The sequence below is a fragment of the Microbulbifer mixtoriginis (SeqCode) genome, from assembly GCF_052467235.1.
The window spans coordinates 2,155,298-2,178,008 of the sequence record NZ_CP174305.1 but is presented as its reverse complement, the minus strand read 5'-3'; the positions used below and the strand labels follow the sequence as shown (position 1 = coordinate 2,178,008).

Below are 22,711 nucleotides of genomic sequence, written 5' to 3'. Positions count from 1 at the left end.
AACCCGAACTGACCGGTGAAAAAATGGCAGTGAGCCAAGCCGTGGTGCGGAAAACAGTGGGCCAGCCCTTCACTGATACCGCCAAGTTACGCATGCGCAATGTGAATGTGTTCTACGGTGAAACCCAGGCTATTCACAATGTGGGCCTGGATATCGGTCGCAATGAAGTTGTGGCGATGATCGGCCCATCCGGTTGTGGTAAGTCCACTTTCCTGCGCTGCCTCAACCGCATGAATGACACCATCGAAGGTTGTCGAGTGGAAGGGGAACTGAGCCTGGATGGCGACCCCATTTATGGTCCCAAGGTGGATGTTGTGCCGCTGCGCGCTCGGGTGGGGATGGTGTTCCAAAAGCCCAACCCCTTCCCCAAGTCCATCTATGAAAACGTGGCCTACGGCCCCAAAATCCACGGGATCGCCAGCCGCCGTGCCGACCTGGATGAAATTGTGGAAAACAGCCTGCGCCGCGCCGGCCTTTGGGATGAGGTTAAGGACCGTTTGGACAAACCGGGCACCGGCCTGTCTGGCGGTCAGCAGCAGCGTCTGTGTATCGCCCGAGCCATTGCCGTGAGCCCTGAGGTTATCCTGATGGATGAGCCCTGCTCCGCCCTGGACCCTATTGCCACTGCGCGTATTGAGGAGCTGATCGATGAGCTGCGCGAGAACTACACTATTGCCATCGTGACCCATTCCATGCAACAGGCGGCCCGCGTTAGTCAGCGCACGGCTTACTTCCATCTGGGGCACCTGGTTGAAGTCAACGATACAGAGACCGTGTTCACCAATCCGGAGCACGAACTAACCGAAGCCTACATTACCGGCCGCTTCGGCTAAGCCAATCTTGCTCCGAGGGATAACTATGGAAATGCACTTCGATCAGCATATCTCCCGCCAGTTCAATGAGGACCTGGAGGGAATCAAGACCGAGATGTTGGAAATGGGCGGCATGGTCGCCCGCCAAGTAGCCGATGCCGTCGATGCTCTGTCGAATGCCGATAGCCAGCTCGCCGAGGAAGTCCTGCGCGTCGAAGAGGAAATCGACAAGTGTGAGATGGCCCTGGACGAGCACGCGACTTTAATCATCGCCAAGCGCCAGCCCGCCGCTTCGGATCTGCGTATGGTGATGTCGGTAACCCGTATCGCCCGCGACCTGGAACGTATAGGTGATGAGGCCAGCAAAATCGCGAAAATGGCGATTGCTCTGACCGATGAGGGCACCTCACCGCGCGGCTATACCGAGATACGCCATCTGGCAAATGCAGTACGCAAAATGCTCAACGACGCCCTGGATGCCTATACCCGTTTCGATGTGGAGTCTGCATTGCGCACCCTCGCCGAGGATGAACAGGTGGACATGGATTACCGCACCGCCGTCCGTGAGCTGGTGACTTACATGATGGAAGATCCACGCAGTATTTCCCGCGTGATCAATGTGCTGTGGACACTGCGCTCACTGGAGCGTATCGGTGACCACGCCAAGAATATTTGTGAGCAGGTAGTCTACTTGGTGGAGGGGGCGGATATTCGCCACGGCCACGAGAGGAATTTGAATTTAAGGAAACCCTGAGTTTCCTCAGCCAAAGAAAGGTCGCTCAAAGCGGCCTTTTTTATTGCAAGCAATTTTTTAAAAACTGGAAATATATAGAGGCTTGGCGATGAAATATATTTTTGAGGTTCAAATCAAGGAAGGTTTCACAGCGGAAGAATACGCCGATGCCTGGGTACGCGCGTCTCAGTTAATTCAGCAAGCACCTGGGGCCATGGGCACGGAACTTTTGCAAAAGATCGGTGACGAAAATAGCCTCATAGCGATAGCCACTTGGCACAGTAAAACAGAACGCGATGCTATGCAGGCTGAACATACGTTTGCGATTGATAAAATTATTCAAAGTGTGGCTCCTTTTGTGGGTATACGACCTTTAGGAGAGTTTAAAGAATTTAGAGAGGTAGTAGCTTCTTCTGCTGATGATGAACCTTCTTAAGGTTGCTTTGTCATTACTGAATAGAAGCTGAATAAATTAGTTTTTTAAAAAATAAAAACTGTAAATTTTACTCGGTCATTGAATAAGCACTTAAAGTACTTGATTACGGATAATTACATCTAGGCTGGCCGCTTTTTATTCTATCTAACCTCTGTTCTCACTCCCTTCGTCGCAAAGTCTTCTCAAACTGACTTTGTGTAATTAACTGTTGTTGCGGACAAAAAATCTTTTGTTACAATCCGCAGCCCAATTTGGATCCCTACGTTAACGAAGGATTTTGATATGAGATTCAAGCTCGCAGCTCTTCCCCTGGTGCTTCTTGCGGCTACTGCAACTGCTGAGGAGTACAACTCTTTTACTAAAGCTAAATACAGCGATTTAGAAAATGGTGCAGATAGTTTTAATCTTGGCAGCCAGTATTTTTTCGGTGGAAAAGAAACTCTTGGCCCACTGAAAGAATTTGAGTACATCAATAAAGTTAGCAACATCTACGGTGGTTACTCTCACCTCAACGTTGGTAGTGAAGATTTCGATGCCTTTACAATAGGTGGAGAATATTTTGCATCCAATGGTCTGGTTTTAGGTGCTCAATTAGCCGATTGGGGTGAAGAAAATATTGATACTTTATCAGTAGGTTATCTCTTCACTCCTAACTTCCTGGTTAGCCTGGAACATGAAGATAACGACAGTGATAATGAACTGTCTGTTAATGCCCGTTATAACCACCAGCTGAATGGAACCGATTATATCGGTTTCGATTTTTCCGTTGATGAAGAATTTGATACTCGCAGCCTGTCTTCCAAGTACTTTACCCACTTGGGTGGCGAGCAGTACCTGACTGCAGAATTAGATTATGTCAGCTACGATGAGGGCGATGACTATTGGAAGTTGGGTACTGAATACTTCTTTACAAAACGTACTTCTGTTAGTTTTTCCTACGATGAGGTGGAACAGTACAAGCTGGGTATGAACCATTTCTTCAACCGCAACATCGCTGTTGAAGCAGCTTACGTTTCCAATACTGATAGTGATATCGATTACGATATCTACCAAATTGGTATGACCGTACAGCTGTAAGATATAGCTATCGTTTTGCAAAAAAAGGGCTACCAACGGTAGCCCTTTTTTCTAATTAAACTGGAATTGGAACAATTAAATTCAGCCCTTGCCCGTCAATGCTTGTATCCGCGCCTGCGCCTTAGAACCAATATCTCCCCCCGCTCCAGCTGCAGTCTGGTAGTGTTTGACAGCGCTTTGCTTATTCCCCTGCTTTTCATACACCTCGCCCAAATAGAAGTGTGCGTAAGCTGTTTCCAAATAACCTAGAGAACGGTTTAAGTCCCTCTCCGCAGCAGTGTAATTTTTAAGTTGCGCACTAGCCATGCCGCGTTTTAACCAGAGGGAAAATAGTGCAGGATTTTTCTGTACGGCACGGTCGTAGGCCTGGTGGGCTTTATCAAATTGTTTTTTCTGGGCGAGCAAATCTCCTTCCAAAGCAAAGAAAGAGGCTTCTTTTGGTTGTTGCTTCTGTGCCTTTCGTATCAAATTCAGTGCCGTATCAAACTGCTTTTTATTGGCTGCTTTTAGAGCATCATCATAATTTTCATAGGCATCGGCATCACGTTTTAGTTGTGCTATGGCCTTTTGATAGGCATCGCGGTTGGTGACCCCGTTCTTGGGCAGTGATTTACTGTGCTCGATATTGGCGCTGACGCGGGACTGTGATGGGGGGTGGCTGGCGAAAAGGGCTTCCAGGCCGTTGCTCTGCTGCCCTTTGGAGAGTTCGACGAATTTGCGCTGCAGTCGCACGGCGCCCTGGGGATCATAGCCGGCAGCAGCCATATATTTCATGCCGTATTCGTCGGATTCCAGTTCGTTGCCGCGACCGTAGCGGGCGATATAGGCGGAACCTCCCAGCTGGCTGCCGGTGGAGATAAGGTCCGCATAGGCGGACTCTTTGGTGGCCGCACCGAGTACAGCCAGTCCGGCCCCGAGCACCTGCTGTTGTGACATGGCGGTGGCGGAGTGGCGTGCGGCGGCATGGACAATCTCGTGGCCGAGTACAGCGGCCAATTCCGCCTCATCCTCAAGCAGGACCAGCAGGCCTCGGTTAATGGCGATTTTGCCACCGGGAAGTGCCCAGGCGTTGGGAACGGAGTTATTCAATACTACAAATTCGTAGGGCAGCTGCGGCTGGTCCGAGACACGTGCCAGTTTCTGCCCAACCCGGTCCACATACTCCTGCAAGCTGGGATCTATGGTGTACTGACCGCCCTGTTGTTGCTGGTTGATTGGGTATTGTTGCTGCCCTAAGTTCAATTCCTGCTGGGCCGATACCAGAGAAAACTGTTGCTCTCCGGTCACTGGATTGGTGACGCAGCCACTGATTATAGAGGTTGCCGTCAACGCCACTGCGGCGAAGAAAGCCTGGTTACGCGAGATCATTGCTTGCCTCCCTGTATAATGCCGATTATTCAACGATCACCCATTGTACACAGTCGGGGAATAGAGGTTATGACGGCACTTCAGGTAATAGAGTTATTTGCGGGCACCAACCCCGATGGCGAGCCGGTGGTAGAGCGCTTACAGGTACGTGTCAACGAGGATGACAGTTGCCAGCTGGTACGTTCTCCCGCATTTATTAAAGGTATCGCCAGTGGCGATTGCATCAAAGTGGATAAAGACACCCAGCAATTTGAGCTGGTTAAGCGCTCCGGCAATTTGGCGATCCGTGTTTTCTGTCGCGGCGACAGCGCCGAACTCTCCGACCGCTTGAGCCCGCAGCTGGAGAAACTTGGAGGAGAGCTGGATCTGGAAGTTCCACGCATGCTGGTTTACAGCATCCATGTCAGCTGTGGTTTCGATAAGATTGAGGAAATTCTCAATAGTATCTGTGATGGTGCCAACAGTGCCTGGTATTACGGCAATGTCTACGATCCGAAGGATGGCCAAACACCCCTCAACTGGTGGCAGGATATATTGAAGCCCGAATAGAGCAGTGCCCCGATCCTAGCGGTTGGGCTCAAATAGAAAGCGAAGCAGCACAAGTAAGGCACCCGATGTTAATAGTGATTTCTCCAGCCAAGACGCTGGATTACGAGAGCGAAATACCCACACTGGAAACCACTCAGCCAGACTTTCTCAAGGAGTCAGCGGCATTAATTGGCGAACTGCGTGATCTGAGCCCACAGCAGATCTCCAGCTTGATGAAGATTTCCGACAAGCTCGGTGTGCTGAATTACGACCGCTTCCAAGCCTGGAAACGCCCTTTCACAGATAAAAATGCGCGCCCGGCCCTGCTCGCCTTTAAGGGGGATGTTTATACCGGCTTGGCCGCTGAAACTATGGGCAAGCGCGATTTCAGTTATGCGCAAAAGCATTTGCGAATGCTCTCCGGTCTCTATGGCCTGTTGCGCCCACTGGATCTGATGCAGCCCTACCGCCTGGAAATGGGCACCAGATTTGAAAACAGTCGCGGTAAAAATCTGTATGAATTTTGGGGAGAGCAAATTACTGAGACGCTCAATGCCCAGTTACATGCGCTGAAGAGCCGGGAATTGGTCAACCTTGCCTCTAATGAGTACTTCAAGGCGGTAAAGCCCAAGGCGCTCAATGCAGAGGTCATTACCCCCCATTTTAAAGATCTAAAAAATGGTCAGTACAAGATGATCAGCTTCTTTGCCAAGAAAGCGCGGGGCATGATGAGCCGCTGGGCGATTGAGCAGCGGGTGAAGAAAGCGGAGGAGCTTAAGGGCTTTGATGTAGCCGGCTATGCCTATAACTCGGGCATGTCCAATGAGCGCGACTGGGTTTTCACTCGGGATGAGCAGCAATGAGCGATACCAGCCTGCCGGATGCACCGGCTTGTGCGCGTAATCGCGATCCAATTCTTATTCATCTGCGCCGCCTGCTGGATGGTAGCCATAAGGTATTGGAGGTGGGGAGCGGCACAGGTCAGCACGCGGTCTTTTTTGCACCGCGCCTGCCCCACTTAATTTGGCAGACCTCGGAGCGGGCGGAAATGCTGCCCGGTGTGCGAGCCTGGTTGGCGAGTGCGCCCGCACAGAACTTGCGCGAACCTCTGATTCTGGATGTCGATGCGCCCTGGCCAGCGCTGAATTTCGATGCGGTGTTTACCGCGAATACCCTGCATATTATGTCGAGGGAGTCAGTACAGCGATTCTTTCACAAACTGCACACTCTGTTAGAACCCAATGGCTTGCTGGTTGTATATGGACCCTTCAAGATTGATGGCAGTTTTATCGGGCCCAGCAATGCGGATTTCGATACCTACCTCAAAGAGCGCAACCCCGATAGCGGTATCCGTGATCTGGAGTGGTTGGATCAATTGGCCAGTAATGTCGGCATGCGCCGGGAAGAGCTAAATTACCTGCCAGCGAACAACCAGCTGGTCGTTTGGCGTAAATACGATAACAAGGAGTGATTATGCCCGTTTGGTTTGAAGTGTCTGTTGTTGTAGCGTTTGCCATTGCTGCGGTGTTTTTTTTCGCCAAATATCGTGAAACCGCTGCAGCCCTGCATGAAAGCGAGCGCATGAAAACGCGTCTCTCCAATGACCTGAATCGCTATAAAGATGTGCCGCGGCTGCGCGCTCTGCGCGATGCCTTGGTGGGAAACAAGCCTCTGCCTGTGGATGACAATGGCAATGAGCATCTGTTGTTAAGAGATGGGGATTTAAAGTTGCACCACCTGATCCTGCGCCGGGAGAGCACCCCGGTGCACGATGAAGAAGAGGCAACTTATATCAAAAATGGTGAGCCGGTAAAGCTGCCGGAATTTGAATAGTTTTATCATTGAGGGGGTGGATCAGGAATCCGCACCCTCGGTCTCCATTAGTTCCCGAGAGGGGCTCTCTTCCAGCTTGGTAGAGGGGAAGTGCAGGGTGAAAGTACTGCCCTGGGCTGGGACACTGTGCACGCTCATTTCCGCACCGTGGCGCAATAGTACATGCTTGACGATAGCCAGGCCCAATCCTGTGCCGCCGCTGTCGCGGGAGCGGCCGGGGTCTACCCGGTAAAAACGTTCGGTAAGGCGCGGGATATGCAGCGAGTCTATACCGATACCCTGGTCCCGCACACTGAAGTGGCCGCCATCGTTATCCTGCCACCAGCGCAGTTGTATCTCCCCGTTCCCCGGGCTGTATTTCACCGCATTGAGCGCCAAGTTGGCGAAAGCACTGTGCAGCTCACTGGCATCGCCGCGGATACTGTAATCCCCTTCGCACGCCACACTGACCTGGTGACGGTCGCCGCTAAAGCTGCGCGCCTCACGGGCAACTCGCTCCATCAACTCGCGCACATCTACAGAGACGTCACCCGTTTTTCGCTCTGACGTTTCCAGGCGTGCCAGAAGAAGCAGGTCGTTGACCAAGGTGGTCATACGTGCCGCCTGCTCCTCCATCTGAACCAGCGGGCGCCGCCAGGCGGGAGGTGCCATATCGCTGTTCTGCAGGGTTTCCAGGTAGCCGGCGATTACGGTAAGGGGAGTGCGCAACTCGTGAGAAACGTTGGCGACAAAATCGCGGCGCATCTGCTCGAGATTGTGCAAGCGGGTGATATCACGAACGATCACCAGGGCTTCATCCTTGCCGTAGCGGGTCACTTCCAGTTGCAGTTGCAGGGCTTCATTACCCGGCGCTGGCAGGGTCAGCGGTTCGCGGGGGCTGTTGTCCTCGCTGTGCATATAGCTGACAAAGCCAGGGTCGCGCACAAAGTTCACCAGGGACTGCCCCTGATCACTGGACTGCAGGCCGAGCAGCTCGCCGGCGGCGGGGTTCCACCAGGCCAGGTGGTCGCCATTTTCCAGAGCTACAATGCCTTCGCGCAGGGCGCTGGTGCTGTCCTGAACACGGCGTAACATGACATGCAGCTTTTGCTTCTCACGGCGGTGACGTCGCTGCATACGGTAGAAGTCGTCATAGATTTCACCCCAGATACCAAAAGCAGTGGGAGCGGGGCCGCGGCGGCCATTGGCCAGCCAACGATTGAAGCGGTGCTGCTGCCACAGCACTGAGAGCAGGTAGGCTGCCAGCCCTAAAATCAGGGTGAGCGACCACTCGGACGTGGTGAAGCCGAGGGTCAAGCAGCCCAGAGCAATAATTAAGAAGCGCGAAAATTCGCCAATACTGCGATCCAACATAGCCTTGCCGTGTTACCTGGCAGTTGTCGGGAGGGCTGATGTCCACCCCCGCACTTAATACATCTTAGAAACCCGGTCCTCTGTGGGAGTGACCAATGGTTACCGCGGGAGTCAGTGCCGATCTTTGCAGATTGTCACACTTTTTCGGCAGTTTGCACAGAAAATCGATAGCCGGTGCCGCGCACTGTCTGGATATAACGGTCGTGACCGTCAAGTGCCAGGGCTTTGCGCAGGCGGCGGATATGGACGTCGACGGTGCGCTCCTCCACATAGACATTGCCACCCCAGACGTGATCCAGCAGCTGGGTGCGTGTGTAGGCGCGTTCCTGGTGAGAGAGGAAGAAAGTCAGCAGGCGAAATTCAGTAGGCCCCATATCCACCGGCTGTCCCTTGATGGTGACTCTGTGGCTCAGAGGGTCCAGTACCAGATCGCCGGCGCTAAGGGGGTCTTCAGGGGTGGCCGGGCCGGCGCGGCGCAGTACCGCCTTGAGGCGCGCCACCAGCTCGCGGGGGGAGAAGGGCTTGGTGATATAGTCGTCGGCGCCTGTCTCTAACCCTTTGATTTTATTGTCTTCTTCGCCTTTGGCGGTGAGCATTATGATGGGCACCCCAGTGGTCAGCTCATCGCGCTTAAGTCGGCGGGCCAGCTCTACTCCGGACACATCGGGTAGCATCCAGTCGAGAAGAATAAGGTCTGGCTTTTCGTCGATGACTAAGGCGTGGGCCTCTTGGGCGTTTTCCGCCTCCAGGCAACGGTAGTCTGCCATTTCTAAAGCCACCCGCAGCATATCGCGTACAGGGGCTTCGTCGTCGACAATCAGGATCGTTTTACTGTGCATTTGGCTGCCATACCCGCTCTGTTGTCAGAAGTTCCCGGTTATGGCCGAGGATTAAACGGGATTTATATGACAAATATATGACGGTTATGCCTGAACTCCCAGACCTGGATCAATTGAAGAGGTAATGCAGGAATATTCCGGCAAAAAACACCAACCCTACCCAGTTGTTGTGGATAAATGCCTTAAAGCAGGCCTCTCTATCGCGGTTGCGGATCAGCCATTGCTGGTAGGCGAAGAGCGCCGCTATAGCCGTAACTGCCAAGTAGTAAATGGCGCCGAGGCCGAAGCGCTGGCCGATCAACATCAGTGCCATTAGAACCAAAAGCTGCAGGGTGGCAGTCATGGCTCTGTCCATTTCCCCGAACAGAATTGCTGTGGATTTAACTCCAATTTTTAGGTCGTCATCCCGATCTACCATGGCGTAAAAAGTGTCATAGCACAGGGTCCACAACAGGTTGGCGACATAGAGAAGCCAGGCCTGGGGGGGGACTTCGCCTGTCACTGCGGCGAAGGCCATGGGGATCCCCATACTGAATGCCGCACCCAATACGACTTGAGGCAGGTGAGTGTGCCGCTTGGCAAAGGGGTAGCAGAAGGCCAATGCCAGCGCTGGCAATGACAATAAAATCGTTAGCTGATTGGTGGTGAGCACCAGCAGAAAAGCCGCGAAACTGAGCCCGGCGAATAGGCCAAGAGCCGCCTTGGGAGTAACGTTGCCGGTGGCCAGGGGGCGCGTGGCGGTGCGCTTAACATGGCCGTCAATCTCGCGGTCGGCGAAGTCATTTACCGCGCAGCCGGCCGCACGCATCAGGATGACGCCCAAAGTGAACACTGCAAATAGGTGCAGCCCTGGCCAGCCCCCCGCCGCAAGCCATAGTGCGACCCAAGTGGGCCACAGAAGTAATAGGGAGCCAATGGGCCTATCCATACGCGCTAATTGCCAATAGGGCATTGCGGCGGGCCAGCGCGCGGCGATTTGTTGGCTAATCACGGTGGCTAATCTCCCTGTATTTGGTTATTGGTTTGCGGGGACTGCAGGTGGGCCATCGGGGCAAAACTGCGTTAGAAAGGCCTCTGCGACCAAAAGGGGCTTGCCCCGCAGCCAAAAAATTGAGCGGCGCCCCCAGGCACTGTCGCCGCCGTCGCAGAGTCCTTGAGCCTGCAAGTCGGGGTTGCGCCGCAATTGGTTGAATTCTATTTCGCCTCGGCGAATCCCTGGTTCGCTGAACAGCAGCTCCCCCAGAGGCCGGTCGTCGAGACTGCGTAAGTTGCGGGACTTACCCTGCAGGCTGCGCAGGGGCAGAACACTGCGCGCGTAAACCCAGGGTTGGCCACACCCCATTAGTAGTACCTCCCGCACCAGGGCGCGGCTGTGGCGATTTAAATTGAGCGCGCGGCATTCCTCCGCTCGGGGTAGTTGCCAGCTCTGACCAAGTACCCGCACACTGAAATCCCCTCCACTCAGTTGCTTCAGTGCAGCGGTGAGCGAACCGGTGTATGCCAGCCACGGCATCAGGCTTTCTGGTGGTTGGGACTGTGCCGATTCAAACGGCTGCCCCCGCCAATCGCCCGCAGGTACAAATGGAGACTGGTGCAACGATAACTCCGCAGTCGGTAAAAAGGGCATTGTACCCTGCCCACTGGCGGCTGGCGCCACCCCGTTGGATTTTTGCTCACCGGGGCGGCAATGGATATAGTGCTCCCTTTAATGAAAACAATGAATTTATAAAGAGAAGCTTGTTATGGGGCTTACGACCAAAATTCTGCTGGGGATGATCGCGGGTATTGGGCTGGGAATCCTGATCAATATCCTGAATATGAGCCAGTTGCTCGGTGAGGGTGTTACCAACGCAATCAACCTCTACCTGACCGGTGGCCTGTTCGACATTATCGGGCGAATTTTTATCGCCTCTCTGAAGCTGATGGTGGTGCCGTTGGTATTGGTTTCTCTGATCAGTGGTGCCTGTGCACTATCTGAAGGAAGCCGGATCGGTCCGTTGGCGGGTAAAACCGTGCTGCTCTATATGCTGACAACGGCTATCGCTATAACCCTGGCCCTGTGCATGGCACTGATCTTCCAGCCTGGGGTGGGTGTGAGCGAGGCTGCTGCTGCGGCAACGTCTTCTTTCCAACCAAAAGAATCCCCCCCACTCTCTGAAGTGCTGGTAAATATTTTTCCCACCAACCCAGTCGCAGCCATGGCCGAGGGCAATATGCTGCAAATTATCGTGTTTGCCCTATTGATGGGCTATGCGATCTCCCGCTGCGGCGAGCCAGGGAAGCGCATTGCAGCTTTCTTCAACGATCTTAATAGCGTTGTACTGCGCATGGTGGGGGTGTTGATGGTGTTTGCTCCCTACGGAGTTTTTGCCCTGTTGGCGAAAACTTTTGCGGGTTTGGGCTTAGAAGGCTTACTGCAACTGGGTAAATACTTCCTGGTGGTACTGGCAGCCTTGATTATTCATGCACTGGGCGTCTATTCGATTCTACTGAAGCTGTTTAGTGGCCTAAAGCCCCTTGAGCTGCTGAAAAAGATGCGTCCGACGATGATTTTTGCTTTTAGTACAGCTTCCTCTGCAGCAACCATACCGGTAACCCTGGCGACAGTTGAGAAGCGCTTAGGTGTGGACAACAAGGTGGCTGCTTTCACCGTTCCCTTGGGTGCAACCATCAATATGGATGGCACCGCGATTATGCAGGGTGTGGCTACGGTCTTTATCGCTCAGTTCTTTGGTATTGAGATAGGCTTGACCGGCTTCCTGACTGTGATCCTGACAGCAACCCTGGCTTCTATTGGTACTGCCGGGGTGCCCGGCGTCGGCCTGATTATGCTCGGTATGGTGCTGCAGCAGGTGGGACTCCCGCTGGAGGGGATTGCCATTGTGATCGGCGTTGACCGCCTACTGGATATGGTGCGCACCGCAGTGAATATCACCGGAGATGCGGTAGTGAGCAGTGTGGTGGCGAAGAGTGAAGGCGCCTTGGACGAGGAGACTTACTACGACGCCAATTACAAGAGTGTCAGCATCAACGACAACAGTACAGTAGGCGCCCACTAGGGCGTTCTCCTCAAGCCTCGGCGAAACGGGGCTTGTTTTGTAACCAACGCTTAATTAGCTGCTGTCGCATCCCTTCCGTCAAATGTGGGGATATGGCTATTTTTTGCACTTGTGGCAGCAGTTCCGCATCCCGCTGCAGATCTGCGATACGGTGTTGGATCTCTCCAGTCTGGCGGGTGCCGAGAATTTCCCCTGGTCCGCGCAGACGCAGGTCTTCCTCAGCGATGGCGAAGCCGTCGCTATGCTGACGCAGCGCCTGTAGGCGCGCCCGTCCATTTTGTGACAGTGGTGTACCGTAGAGCAGCACACAGTGACTGGCTATGGAGCCGCGCCCAACCCGACCGCGCAGCTGGTGCAGCTGGGCGAGGCCCAGGCGCTCTGGGTTTTCGATAATCATCAGACTGGCGTTGGGCACATCTACCCCTACCTCGATCACCGTGGTTGCCACCAGCAGGTCTACCTCACCAGCTTTGAAAGCGCTCATCACCTGCTCTTTCTGCTCCGGCTTAAGGCGCCCGTGTACTAGGGCCACACGCGCCCCGTCGAGCATCTCCACTAATTCCTCGGCGGTGGACTCTGCGGCCTGAGCCTGCAGGCTCTCGGATTCTTCAATCAGAGTGCAGACCCAATAGGCCTGGCGCCCCTCGGCGATGGCACTGTGCACTCTTTCCATCACCTGGTCGCGGCGGTCGTTAGAGATCGCCACGGTGTTGATAGGCTGGCGACCGGGAGGCAGCTCATCAATGATGGAGCAGTCCAGATCGGCAAAGGCGGACATAGCCAGGGTACGGGGGATTGGGGTGGCGGTCATAATCAACTGGTGCGGTTGCAACCTGCCGGTGGCACCGCTGGCGGCGCCCTTCTCACGCAGCTCCAAACGCTGGCGCACCCCGAAACGGTGTTGCTCGTCGATAATCACCAACACCAGGTTGTGGAACACCACCCCCTCCTGGAAGAGTGCGTGGGTGCCTACCACCAGCTGCGCCTCGCCACTGGCAATTTTGCCCAGCTGTTCGCGGCGCTCGGCGGCTTTTAAGCTGCCGGTAAGTTGCGCTACCTGTACGCCGAGAGGCTCAAGCCAGTTACAGAAATTGATTCTATGCTGCTCGGCGAGAATCTCTGTCGGCGCCATCACCACCACCTGAGCACCAGCGCCGATGCCTTTGAGGGCAGCCATGGCCGCTACCAGGGTTTTACCGGCGCCGACATCTCCCTGTAACAGGCGCATCATGGGGAGGTCCTGGGCGAGGTCTTCGGCGATCTCCTCACAGACTCTTTGCTGTGCACCGGTGAGCGAAAATGGCAGGCGCGAGAGGAAATCTCTCTCCAAAGATTTGTTGGCGGGCAGTGGTGGTGCCGCAACCCTTGCGCTGTTGCGCCGCAATTCCAGCAGGCTCAAATGGTGCGCGAGCAGCTCTTCCAGGGCCAGGCGCTGTTGTGCGGGGTGTGTGCCGGCGGCGAGTTTTTCCAACTGGGTGCCGGCAGGTGGCGAGTGCAAATAAACCAGGGCGTCACTCAATGGGTAACGCAATGGCTTTGGAAGTAAATCTGCAGGGAGCAGTTCGGTCACGGCTCCACTGCGCAGGAGCTCCACGGCTTGTTGCATCAGACCGCGCATACGCCCCTGGCTGACGCCCTCGGTCAGGGGGTAAACCGGTGTCAGGGTTTCCTCGGTAGTGGCGTTTTCGCTGCCGACAATTTCAGTTTCGGGATGGTAGAGTTCCAGGCCGGCAGCGCCACGCCGCGCCTCGCCGAAGCAACGCAGGCGTGCGCCGCGGGCAAAGCGGTTTTTCTGCGCAGCAGAAAAGTGGAAAAAACGCAGAGTGATACTGCCGCTCATATCCTGAAGCTTGACTACCAGACTGCGTCGGCGGCCGAAAACTACATCGGCGGCAGTTACCTCGCCCTCAATAACCGCATCCATCCCGGCAGTGAGCCCGGCCACCGGCACCACCCGGGTGCGGTCCTGATAGCGCAACGGCAAGTGGAACAGCAGGTCTTGCAGGGAGTGGATATGCAGTTTGGCCAGGACCTGGGCAAACTTGTCTCCTACCCCTTTGAGGTTGGTAACCGGCTGATCTGCAAGGTTGTTTATGGCTCGATCAGATGACACTGGCTGATGGCCTCACGCAATATATCGATAGCTCGGTGGCGTGGAAAGCTGGCACGCCAAGCCAATGCGACGGTGCGCCGGGGCCCCGGTGCCTTGAAGGGGCGTGTTTCCAGCAGCCCGCTGGCATATTGCGAAGCAGTGGCAGCGGAGAATGGCAATACGGTGATACCGAGACCCGAGGCCACCATGTGTCTCAGGGTTTCCAGCGAACTGCCATCGGCGGCTGTGCGAATGCCTCCACCACCGCTCTCCTTCTCCATAGTGACCTGCAAATGTGGGCAGGCCTCCAGCACTTGGTCGCGGAAGCAGTGGCCCTCCCCAAGCAACAGCACATTATCTTTGGTGAGCTGCTCGGGATCTATGAATTCCTGCTGGGCAAGGGGGTGCCCAGCCGGCATCAATACCACGAAAGGTTCGTCATAAAGTGGTTGGGTGACCACATCGGGCTCGGTGAATGGCAACGCGATAATGATCGCATCCAGCTCGCCCTTGCGCAGGCGTTGGCGCAGAGTGGCGGTGTAGCCCTCTTCTACGTAGAGAGGCATATCTGGGGCCAGGTGCTGTAGCTGCGGAATAAAGTGCGGAAACAAATAGGGGCCGATAGTAAAAATCGCCCCGACCGAGAGGGGGCTCGCCAGTTGGTCCTTACCGGCGCTGGCGATGTCTTTAATAGCGGCAGACTGTTCCAGTACTAGTTGGGCCTGGGCGACGATACGCTCCCCCAATGGCGTGGCCTGTACCCGGGTTTTGGAACGCTCGAAAAGGGCGACGCCCAGCTCTTTCTCCAGCTTTTTTACTGCGATAGACAGGGTCGGTTGGCTGACGAAGCAGCGCTCGGCGGCGCGGCCGAAATGCTGTTCCTGAGCGAGAGTGACGATGTAGCGCAGTTCATTGAGAGTCATGGTAAAGACAATTAAGCGATAGTATTTGATAGCTATTATTCATAAATAATAGCTGCTGACCACACCCTAGCGCTAAGCTGTCACCTCAGGCACAAAGTTGGGAAAAAATACCAATTGTGGACGCCGTTATGGAATTGAGGCGCAAAATTTTGCTATATCTTATGAGGGCCAACAGAATGGAGAAACGCCATGGGAGTTTTATCCTGGATTATTCTCGGACTGATTGCCGGCGCCTTAGCCAAATGGATCATGCCAGGTAAAGACCCAGGTGGTTGGATAGTCACAATGGTGATTGGCATTATCGGTGCCTTCATCGGTGGTTGGCTTGGTGCCCTGATTGGATTCGGTGGCCCCGTGACCGGTTTCGGATTTGGCGACATAATAACAGCCACCATTGGTGCGATTATCTTTCTCGCTGTCTACCGCCTACTCAAAGGGCGCGGTAATTAGTTCAATACCAGAGCGGCAGATGGAATGGTGAGGCGTGAAAGTGCCTCGCATCGTTATTCATGGATGGCAAAACCGCAATCGTTTGCGGATTTTTTTTGGCGCACCGTTTAATAGTTAATGAATAAGACTAGGGACTTCTCATCTGAGGAGTTCTGCGGGACGCAACAGCACAATATCAAGGGAATATGGCAGTCGACGCTGTCCCAGGCGCAAGATTGTCGGGAACTATATGACACAAAAAGAGAAGCTTTGGATCCTTGGGTGTGGTGATCTGGGGGCGCGCCTCGCTCTAAATATAGATCGCAAGCAGTACAGTGTTTACGGCATGCGACGCAACCCTCTGGTGGCTCTGGCGAGTAAGCGCAGAGCGGATGCGGTTAATTGGCGTCGGGGGGATGCCACCAAGGTGGGGGATATCGAGCGCCTGCTGACGGATGGTGCCGATATCGTCCTCGCCACATTTACTCCGGATGAACATACCCCTGGCGGTTATCAGCGCGCTTACGTGGAAACCGCGCGGGCTTTGGGCGAGGCCATTTCACGCCTGCCAAAACCGCCGCGCTTGGTGATATGGGCGTCTTCAACCCGCGTGTATGGCCAGAGCGGTGATGATTTTCTCGATGAGCAGACGCCTCCTGCACCTAGTGGTTTTCAGGGAGAGGCGCTGCTCGCAGCGGAGGAGATCATACGCTCGGCGATTCCCGGGGTCTGTATTGTACGATTTGCCGGAATTTACGGTCCGGGGCGTGACCGCTTGCTCTCTCAGGTACGCGCCGGTCGCTGTGCCCCGCCCCAGCCCCCCCAGTTCAGTAACCGTATTCATGTGGACGATTGCATTGGCTTTTTGTTGCACCTGGTTGAAAGGCACAAGCAGGGTTGGATACCAGAGCCACTGTATATCGGCGCCGATAGTAAGCCGGTCCCCATGTATGAACTACAGCAGTGGCTGGTGAAGGCTATGGGCTATACCAGCGCTCATTTGCGTGAGATTGTGCAGACCAGCGAACGCCGCTCGAAAAAACTCAGTAATCAGCGCTTGCTCGCTAGTGGTTACCAGCTCAAGTATCCCGATTACAAAGTGGGCTACAGTGCGCTATTGGAAGCGGAAGGCTGACAGCGGCAAATCTACGAGAGAGAAATCTAGAAATGCAGTGCCGGGCGGAAGTCCGGCACTGCAGGCTGGCGCTCTGCTGGGTTAAGGCACCATCACCCCCTCGGCTTCAAACTGGGCACCAAGCGGCAGCTCCTTAACGACCACCGTGGCACGCGCTGGGTAGGGCACCTGAAAAAACTCCGCCATCACCTCATTCACTGCGGCAAAGTTGTTGCTGTCGGTGATGTAGAGATTGAGCTTCACAATATGCTGGAGCGATCCATCCGAGGCCTCACAAACGGCTGCAAGGTTGCGGAAAACCTGGTGGGCCTCATCGACAAAACCACCGGAAACCATCTGCTGAGTCTCGGGATCCAGTCCTATTTGCCCGGACAGGTATACCGTATCGTTGACCTTTACCGCCTGGGAGTAGGTACCGGCTGCTGCCGGAGCCTTGTCTGTTTTGATAATTGCGCGGTTGGGCATTGGGCACTCCATTACTTATTGCTATTTGTTGCGGAAAGCCAGTAAATATAGCGCGCTTTTGTAGTGAATGGCAGCGAAGCCATAGGCCAAAAAGCGGAGTAGAAGCTCGCTCTCAGTGAGTCGATAATTAGCTCGCCAGAACGATATCCAAGTATCTTACGGGCGCGAGATACGGATCACCGACGGCAGGTTACGCAGCCTTTTCATGACTCTTGCCAGATGAATACGGCCACTGACCTCTAATGTGAGGGAAATTACGCTGTTATGGGCGTCTTTTTCATCCACATTAATCTGCTCGATACTGGCCCCCTCTTCGGTAATACGGGTGGCCAGGCGCGCGATAATGCCGCGCTCGGACTCCACTTCCACCCGCACATCCCCGAGGAACTCTCCGCGTACGTCTGGGGACCAGTTCACCAGCATCAGGTTTTCCGGGTGTTCGCGGAATTCGTTGGTATTGCGGCAGGTATCCCGATGTACCACTACGCCTTTGCCGGAGCTGATATGGCCGATGATGGTATCCCCCGGAATTGGTCGGCAGCACCGGGCGAAACTGATCATCATGCCCTCCTGGGCATCAATGGTCAGTGGTGAGGAGATATTGCTCGCTTCCGCCTCTTCACTGTGCGCGGGAGCCAATAGCTTGGCCGCCGAGAAGGCGACTTTGTTGCCGAGGCCTATCTCCTCCAGCAATTTCTCCAGAGTGGCACACTTGGCTTCCTGCAGACCTTTTTCCAGTTGCTCCGGTGTCAGTTCTTCCAGTCGGGTATTAAATTTACCCAGGGCCTTTTCGAGCAGACGCCGCCCCAGAGTAATGGAGTCGTGGTGGCGCTGGTGTTTGAGGAAGTGTCGAATGGCGCTGCGGGCTTTGGCGGTTACAACAAAGTTGAGCCAGTTTGGGTTTGGCTGAGCATTTTTACGGGTGAGAATTTCCACCTTTTGCCCGCTGGCCAGCGGCTGTGACAGGGGCGCCAAGCGCTGGTTGATCCGCACTGCCACACAGGAGTTGCCGATATCTGTATGCACTGAGTAGGCGAAATCCACGGCGGTGGCACCGGCGGGCAGGTCGACAATCTGCCCTTTGGGGGTGAATACATAGACCTCGTCGGGGAAGAGATCGATTTTAACGTTCTCAATAAACTCCAGGGAGTCGCCGGCACGCTGCTGCATCTCCAGCAGGCCCTGCACCCAGCGGCGTGCACGTACCTGGCTAGTACCACCAGTGTTGATCACCTCATCGCCGGAAGCCTTGTACAGCCAATGGGCGGCGATACCGCTATTAGCCATTTCGTCCATTTCCTTGGTGCGAATCTGCACCTCGATAGGCACCCCGTGCATCCCTAGCAGCACTGTGTGAAGTGACTGGTATCCATTGGATTTGGGGATGGCAACATAATCCTTGAATTCGGAGATGACGGGTTTATAGAGGCTGTGCATTACGCCCAACACCCGGTAGCAGGTGTCCACGCTGTCCACGATGATGCGGAAAGCGTAGACATCCATGATCTCTTTAAAGGATTTCTTCTTGGCGCGCATCTTTTGGTAGATGCTGAATAGGTGTTTCTCGCGACCAATCACCAGGGAGCTGATTCCTTCACGCTGCAGGCGCAGCTCAATGGCGTTCTGGATCTGCTCCAGCAGTTCCTTGCGATTGCCGCGCGCGGCTACCAGAGCGGCACGCAGTCGGCTGGCGCGCAGTGGGTGGATCGCAAAGAAGGATCGGTCCTCAAACTCGATACGCACATCGTTCATACCCAGGCGGTGGGCAATGGGTGCGTAGATTTCCAGGGTTTCGCGAGCGATGCGCTGGCGTTTCTGTGGCTTGAGTGCGCCGAGGGTGCGCATGTTGTGCAAGCGGTCGGCTAGCTTGACCAAAATCACGCGTATATCGCGCGCCATGGCCAGAGCCATTTTCTGGAAGTTTTCCGCCTGTTTTTCCGCGGCGCTGTCTGTCTCAAACTGGGTCAGTTTGGATACACCGTCGACAATATCGGCAACTTCGCCACCAAACTGCTCTTCCAGTGCGGCTTTGGGGATTCCGGTGTCTTCGATCACATCGTGGAGCATGGCAGCAGCCAGGCTTTCGTGATCCATATGCATGCCAGCGAGAATAGTGGCCACCGCCAGAGGGTGGGTCACATAGGGTTCACCGGAACGTCGCTGCTGACCGTCGTGGGCTTGTTCCGCGTAGAAATAGGCGCGACGGACTATTTGGATTTGCTCGGGAGGCAGGTATGAGGAGAGGCGGTGGGCCAGACTATCGATGGTGTGCAATGCCGCGCGCGCCTCTCGTAAAACTCATAAACTCTAGGTCAGAACAGATCGAAATCAGATTTCCTGGTCGGACAGATAGGCCGGGGCCGCCATGGGTGCCGGGGCCTCTTCACGATCTGGCTGGTCGAGAATGCTCGCATCAACCAGGCCCTCTTCGATTTCACGCAGGGCGATAACCGTGGGTTTGTCGTTCTCTTCTGGAACCATCGGATCCTGTCCGCCGGTGGCAATCTGGCGGGCGCGCTTACTACCCACGATAACGAGTTCGAAGCGGTTGTCGACGTGCTCCAGGCAATCTTCAACGGTGATACGTGCCATAAACTTTCGGTTCCATTCACTGTGCCCGGGTGGGCGAATTCTGTTCGGGGGACCGGTTATTTTACCGGACCGGGGAGTGTACGCAATTCGATCAACCGGCTCAATGGCGCAACAGTGCCTGCAACAGTTCACCGTGGCGTTTCTGTTGCTTTTCCAGGCGTTGGCGCTGGGCGGTGAAGATGGAGCCAAGCTCTATTAGGGCCTGCTCGAAATCGTCGTTAATCACCAGATAGTCGGCTTCCACGTAGTGGGTCATTTCATCAATGGCCTGATCCATACGACGCTCGATCACACTTTCGTCGTCCTGGCCTCGACCTGTGAGGCGTTCGCGCAGGGCCTCCTGAGAGGGCGGCAAAATAAAAATACCGACGGTCTTTGGGTGCAGACGGCGCACTTGAGCGGCACCCTGCCAGTCAATTTCCAGGACTACATCGCGGCCACCAGCGAGAATTTCCTCGATACTGCCTTTGGAAGTACCGTAGTAATTATCACCGTATACCTGAGCGTGCTCGAAGAAGGCATCTTGCTCAAGCATTGCCAGAAACTCCTCGCGCGACACGAAGTGGTAATCGACACCGTTGACCTCGCCCGGACGCATGGAACGGGTGGTATGGGAGATAGAAACGGTGACCTGACTGTCGCTATCCACCAGTGCTTTGACGAGACTGGTTTTCCCTGCGCCGGAGGGGGCGGATACGGTATAGAGGGTTCCTGTTTGCACAACTGATCCTGTTCGGGGGCAAAGCGCGCATTATAACCGAAGCCGTTACCTGAGCGGTGACTGGCAATTGCGCAATTCCAGGAGAAAGGAGGAGGAAAAGGCTAAACCCCGGCCGGAATTGGGGGGTAAGTGTTGGGAGTTTCAGGAGGCGCTATAAACTGCCTTCTGAGCCCGGCCGGGATCGCCCAGCGGGAGATCACTCGATCACCACCAACATCCTGTAATCGAGGTTCACTCCTTGTTGCTAATCGCAAACGACAGCGACTGTATCCTCTTTGCAAGTGATTGCCAACCACCCCCAGGCCAGAGCGCTGATCGCAATATAAGCGCTAAAAATTGGGACAAATTGTGTGTTTAACAGCGGCAGCACCCCGCAGTAGAGGGCCAGGCGTAAGGGTTCCAGATATTTGGTCAGTGGATGGTTATCGAGAATTCGCCCATTGACTACCAGGCCAAAAACCAACAGTGCTACTGCCCCCAGCAGTAAGGGAATCTCCAGGCTCTGGTAGTACCACAGGAGTGCCAGGGTGGCAGCGGAATAGCACAGGTGCTGGCCCAGCGCGTAGTTGCGCCGGGCCCGATGAATCTGTGGGTTGTAACGCTGGAAAGATTTCAGGTTGGTGGAGGGGACTGGCATTGCCGCTTCGGCATCTGCGGGACGATAGCCGGTGGGGCGGAACCAAAGGGTAAATTTGTCCCACCAGTTTTTTGTATACCAGGCGTCTTGCGCCATGCGTTTCAGATGTTGCAGGTTTGCCGCCAGAGGATCGAAGGTATTAAGGGGTTTGCGCACACCGTAAATACAGGGCTCCCCCTCCAGCTCCTCTTGATAGGTACCAAATAGGCGGTCCCATAAGATCAGGATTCCGCCGTAGTTTTTATCTACGTACACCTTGTTCTGCGCATGGTGTACTCGGTGGTTAGAGGGGGTAATCAGCAGCCATTCCATCCAGCGGATTTTGGGAATTTTTTGCGTGTGTACCCAGAATTGGTAAATCAGATCTATGGCTCCGGCCACGATCACCATTTCCGCTGGCAAGCCAATCAGCAGCAGGGGTAAATAGAATACCCAATCCAACTGCAACCCACCGCTAGACTGGCGCAAGGCAGTGGTGAGGTTGTAATCCTCGCTTTGGTGATGCACCAAGTGTTCCGCCCAGAACACGTTGACCTCATGGCAGATGCGGTGCTTCCAGTAGTAACAAAAATCGTAGGCGAGTACAGCTAGTGCCAGGTGCCAGCCATTACTCATGGACCAGTCGAAGCCGACTGCTTGGTAGTAAGGCTGCAGCAGCTGGTATAGCGGGATATAAATGACTAGAAATAGGCTTTTATAAGTAAGCCCAAGTATGCGGCTTAGGATACCCGTACTCAAATTTCCCAGGGCATCGTTGAGGCGGTAAAGCCCCCAACCTTTCCAGCGGTCCAGTGCGAGTTCTGTGAGTACGGCGATCAGGAAAAAAGGGATGGCGAAGGTAATCAGATCCACGGTGACCTCTTATTGTTATTACTCGATACCGTTTCTCCTGAATGTGCCATAGGGGCTGCGCTGGTCAAATAACCGCAGGGGCTGGATTCCGAAATCCGTCAGCGTTTGTATAAGAGGCCGCTTATAATCGCCTTTTTCTCAACTTGTGGTCTGCACGCAGGCTGGGTCAAACAACTGTTCGATCATTTGCTCAACCGCAGCGCGGTCCGAGGTGGCGCGGAGATAAGTTCGCAGCCCAATCATTTGAACCTGCAACTGGCGAGCGAGCAGCGCCGAGTCTGTCTGTTTTGAAAGCTCTCCAGCATTCACCGCACTCTCCAGATACTGACGGAACTTTGCCCCATGTGCAGCCAGTAAAGCGCGGGCCTCGGCCAATAGTGCTTCTTCTCCTTCATCCAGCTCTGAGATGGCTTTAGCTAAAAGGCAGAGCTCGTTTGGGGCATCAACATCGTCACCTAGCAATATGTAATGGAAATAGGCACGCAAGCCTCCAAGGTTGCTGCCTTCGTCATTTATGCATTGAAGGAGTAATTGGTCACGATTTTGCGCGTAATAGCTTAGAACCTCTTTGAAAAGTCCAGATTTACTACCAAAAGCGGCATAAATACTACCAGGACGAAGATTGGTGGCCTGTTGTAGGTCACGAGTCGATGTGGCGTGAAACCCTTTTTGCCAGAAAAGCCAGGTTGCCCGCTGCAATACTTCCTGGCGGTCAAATTTCGCGGTATTCGCCATGTTGCCTCCACTTGAGCAATTGCTCAAATTTTACCCTTTCAAGAGATATCCGCCAATTACTCTTTATTGTTGATCGGTCGCTCAATATTGGT

Annotated in this window: 24 protein-coding genes; 11 read left to right on the top strand and 13 right to left on the bottom strand. The window is 54.5% G+C overall.

Annotation, left to right across the window (positions count from 1 at the left end; all coding sequences use genetic code 11):
* Positions 1-23 precede the first annotated feature (23 nt).
* The 4 genes from pstB to ACJJIO_RS09590 all read left to right on the top strand — a co-directional run bounded on the left by pstB (position 24) and on the right by ACJJIO_RS09590 (position 3,058).
* Positions 24-833 carry a phosphate ABC transporter ATP-binding protein PstB gene (gene pstB, locus ACJJIO_RS09605; protein ID WP_444910984.1) on the top strand — a complete coding sequence of 270 codons (810 nt, stop codon included), beginning with the start codon at positions 24-26 and terminating at the stop codon, positions 831-833.
* Positions 834-858: 25 nt separating this feature from the next.
* Positions 859-1,566, top strand: coding sequence for a phosphate signaling complex protein PhoU (gene phoU, locus ACJJIO_RS09600; RefSeq protein ID WP_444910854.1), 708 nt, complete (start codon positions 859-861; stop codon positions 1,564-1,566).
* Between the two features lie 88 nt (positions 1,567-1,654).
* Positions 1,655-1,981 (top strand): antibiotic biosynthesis monooxygenase family protein, encoded by a 327-nt coding sequence (locus ACJJIO_RS09595; RefSeq protein WP_444910853.1) that lies wholly within the window; start codon positions 1,655-1,657, stop codon positions 1,979-1,981.
* A 282-nt stretch (positions 1,982-2,263) separates the two neighbouring features.
* Positions 2,264-3,058 (top strand): putative porin, encoded by a 795-nt coding sequence (locus ACJJIO_RS09590; RefSeq protein WP_444910852.1) that lies wholly within the window; start codon positions 2,264-2,266, stop codon positions 3,056-3,058.
* A gap of 81 nt (positions 3,059-3,139) precedes the next feature.
* Here the strand turns inward: ACJJIO_RS09590 and ACJJIO_RS09585 are convergent, their stop codons facing one another.
* On the bottom strand, positions 3,140-4,426 hold the full coding sequence (locus ACJJIO_RS09585; protein ID WP_444910851.1) for a M48 family metalloprotease: 1,287 nt from the start codon (positions 4,424-4,426) through the stop codon (positions 3,140-3,142).
* Positions 4,427-4,495: 69 nt separating this feature from the next.
* Between ACJJIO_RS09585 and ACJJIO_RS09580 the strand changes: the two genes are divergently transcribed.
* The 4 genes from ACJJIO_RS09580 to ACJJIO_RS09565 all read left to right on the top strand — a co-directional run bounded on the left by ACJJIO_RS09580 (position 4,496) and on the right by ACJJIO_RS09565 (position 6,787).
* On the top strand, positions 4,496-4,975 hold the full coding sequence (locus tag ACJJIO_RS09580; protein ID WP_252083907.1) for a DUF4265 domain-containing protein: 480 nt from the start codon (positions 4,496-4,498) through the stop codon (positions 4,973-4,975).
* A gap of 65 nt (positions 4,976-5,040) precedes the next feature.
* Positions 5,041-5,817, top strand: a complete 777-nt coding sequence (yaaA, locus tag ACJJIO_RS09575; protein WP_444910850.1) for a peroxide stress protein YaaA — start codon at positions 5,041-5,043, stop codon at positions 5,815-5,817.
* Complete coding sequence (locus tag ACJJIO_RS09570; protein ID WP_444910849.1) at positions 5,814-6,425, top strand: DUF938 domain-containing protein; 612 nt, start codon at positions 5,814-5,816, stop codon at positions 6,423-6,425. The genes yaaA and ACJJIO_RS09570 overlap by 4 nt, the downstream gene beginning before the upstream one ends.
* Before the next feature lie 2 nt (positions 6,426-6,427).
* A complete protein-coding gene (locus ACJJIO_RS09565; protein ID WP_252083904.1) occupies positions 6,428-6,787 on the top strand; it encodes a hypothetical protein in 360 nt (119 codons plus the stop codon).
* A gap of 21 nt (positions 6,788-6,808) precedes the next feature.
* Here ACJJIO_RS09565 and phoR read toward each other — a convergent pair whose 3' ends face one another.
* The 4 genes from phoR to ACJJIO_RS09545 form a co-directional block, all read right to left on the bottom strand.
* Positions 6,809-8,140, bottom strand: coding sequence for a phosphate regulon sensor histidine kinase PhoR (gene phoR / locus ACJJIO_RS09560; RefSeq protein WP_444910848.1), 1,332 nt, complete (start codon positions 8,138-8,140; stop codon positions 6,809-6,811).
* A 134-nt stretch (positions 8,141-8,274) separates the two neighbouring features.
* Positions 8,275-8,979, bottom strand: coding sequence for a phosphate regulon transcriptional regulator PhoB (phoB, locus tag ACJJIO_RS09555; protein ID WP_444910847.1), 705 nt, complete (start codon positions 8,977-8,979; stop codon positions 8,275-8,277).
* 109 nt (positions 8,980-9,088) lie between these two features.
* Positions 9,089-9,931, bottom strand: a complete 843-nt coding sequence (ubiA, locus tag ACJJIO_RS09550) for a 4-hydroxybenzoate octaprenyltransferase (protein WP_444910983.1) — start codon at positions 9,929-9,931, stop codon at positions 9,089-9,091.
* Between the two features lie 63 nt (positions 9,932-9,994).
* Positions 9,995-10,606 carry a chorismate--pyruvate lyase family protein gene (locus ACJJIO_RS09545; protein WP_444910846.1) on the bottom strand — a complete coding sequence of 204 codons (612 nt, stop codon included), beginning with the start codon at positions 10,604-10,606 and terminating at the stop codon, positions 9,995-9,997.
* A gap of 115 nt (positions 10,607-10,721) precedes the next feature.
* On the opposite strand from ACJJIO_RS09545, the gene ACJJIO_RS09540 reads away from it, so the two are divergent.
* The gene (locus ACJJIO_RS09540) at positions 10,722-12,038 is read left to right on the top strand and encodes a dicarboxylate/amino acid:cation symporter (protein ID WP_444910845.1); all 1,317 of its coding nucleotides are present in this window, start codon (positions 10,722-10,724) and stop codon (positions 12,036-12,038) included.
* Between the two features lie 10 nt (positions 12,039-12,048).
* Here the strand turns inward: ACJJIO_RS09540 and recG are convergent, their stop codons facing one another.
* Positions 12,049-14,151 (bottom strand): ATP-dependent DNA helicase RecG, encoded by a 2,103-nt coding sequence (recG, locus tag ACJJIO_RS09535; RefSeq protein ID WP_444910844.1) that lies wholly within the window; start codon positions 14,149-14,151, stop codon positions 12,049-12,051.
* Positions 14,130-15,053: a hydrogen peroxide-inducible genes activator gene (locus ACJJIO_RS09530; RefSeq protein WP_252083898.1), complete on the bottom strand. Its 924-nt coding sequence runs from the start codon at positions 15,051-15,053 to the stop codon at positions 14,130-14,132. The genes recG and ACJJIO_RS09530 overlap by 22 nt, the downstream gene beginning before the upstream one ends.
* 189 nt (positions 15,054-15,242) lie before the next feature.
* On the opposite strand from ACJJIO_RS09530, the gene ACJJIO_RS09525 reads away from it, so the two are divergent.
* Together ACJJIO_RS09525 and ACJJIO_RS09520 are read left to right on the top strand one after the other, a co-directional pair.
* Positions 15,243-15,503, top strand: a complete 261-nt coding sequence (locus ACJJIO_RS09525) for a GlsB/YeaQ/YmgE family stress response membrane protein (protein ID WP_252083897.1) — start codon at positions 15,243-15,245, stop codon at positions 15,501-15,503.
* 229 nt (positions 15,504-15,732) lie between these two features.
* Complete coding sequence (locus tag ACJJIO_RS09520) at positions 15,733-16,617, top strand: NAD-dependent epimerase/dehydratase family protein (RefSeq protein ID WP_444887588.1); 885 nt, start codon at positions 15,733-15,735, stop codon at positions 16,615-16,617.
* A gap of 81 nt (positions 16,618-16,698) precedes the next feature.
* Here the strand turns inward: ACJJIO_RS09520 and ACJJIO_RS09515 are convergent, their stop codons facing one another.
* The 6 genes from ACJJIO_RS09515 to ACJJIO_RS09490 form a co-directional block, all read right to left on the bottom strand.
* Positions 16,699-17,082 carry a Rid family detoxifying hydrolase gene (locus ACJJIO_RS09515; protein ID WP_444910843.1) on the bottom strand — a complete coding sequence of 128 codons (384 nt, stop codon included), beginning with the start codon at positions 17,080-17,082 and terminating at the stop codon, positions 16,699-16,701.
* Between the two features lie 156 nt (positions 17,083-17,238).
* Positions 17,239-19,356 carry a bifunctional GTP diphosphokinase/guanosine-3',5'-bis pyrophosphate 3'-pyrophosphohydrolase gene (spoT, locus tag ACJJIO_RS09510; protein ID WP_252083894.1) on the bottom strand — a complete coding sequence of 706 codons (2,118 nt, stop codon included), beginning with the start codon at positions 19,354-19,356 and terminating at the stop codon, positions 17,239-17,241.
* A 54-nt stretch (positions 19,357-19,410) separates the two neighbouring features.
* On the bottom strand, positions 19,411-19,674 hold the full coding sequence (gene rpoZ / locus ACJJIO_RS09505) for a DNA-directed RNA polymerase subunit omega (protein ID WP_252086044.1): 264 nt from the start codon (positions 19,672-19,674) through the stop codon (positions 19,411-19,413).
* Between the two features lie 100 nt (positions 19,675-19,774).
* A complete protein-coding gene (gmk, locus tag ACJJIO_RS09500; RefSeq protein ID WP_444910842.1) occupies positions 19,775-20,395 on the bottom strand; it encodes a guanylate kinase in 621 nt (206 codons plus the stop codon).
* A 244-nt stretch (positions 20,396-20,639) separates the two neighbouring features.
* Complete coding sequence (locus ACJJIO_RS09495) at positions 20,640-21,884, bottom strand: sterol desaturase family protein (RefSeq protein WP_444910841.1); 1,245 nt, start codon at positions 21,882-21,884, stop codon at positions 20,640-20,642.
* A 138-nt stretch (positions 21,885-22,022) separates the two neighbouring features.
* Positions 22,023-22,619: a TetR/AcrR family transcriptional regulator gene (locus ACJJIO_RS09490; RefSeq protein ID WP_444883206.1), complete on the bottom strand. Its 597-nt coding sequence runs from the start codon at positions 22,617-22,619 to the stop codon at positions 22,023-22,025.
* Between the last annotated feature and the right edge of the window lie 92 nt (positions 22,620-22,711).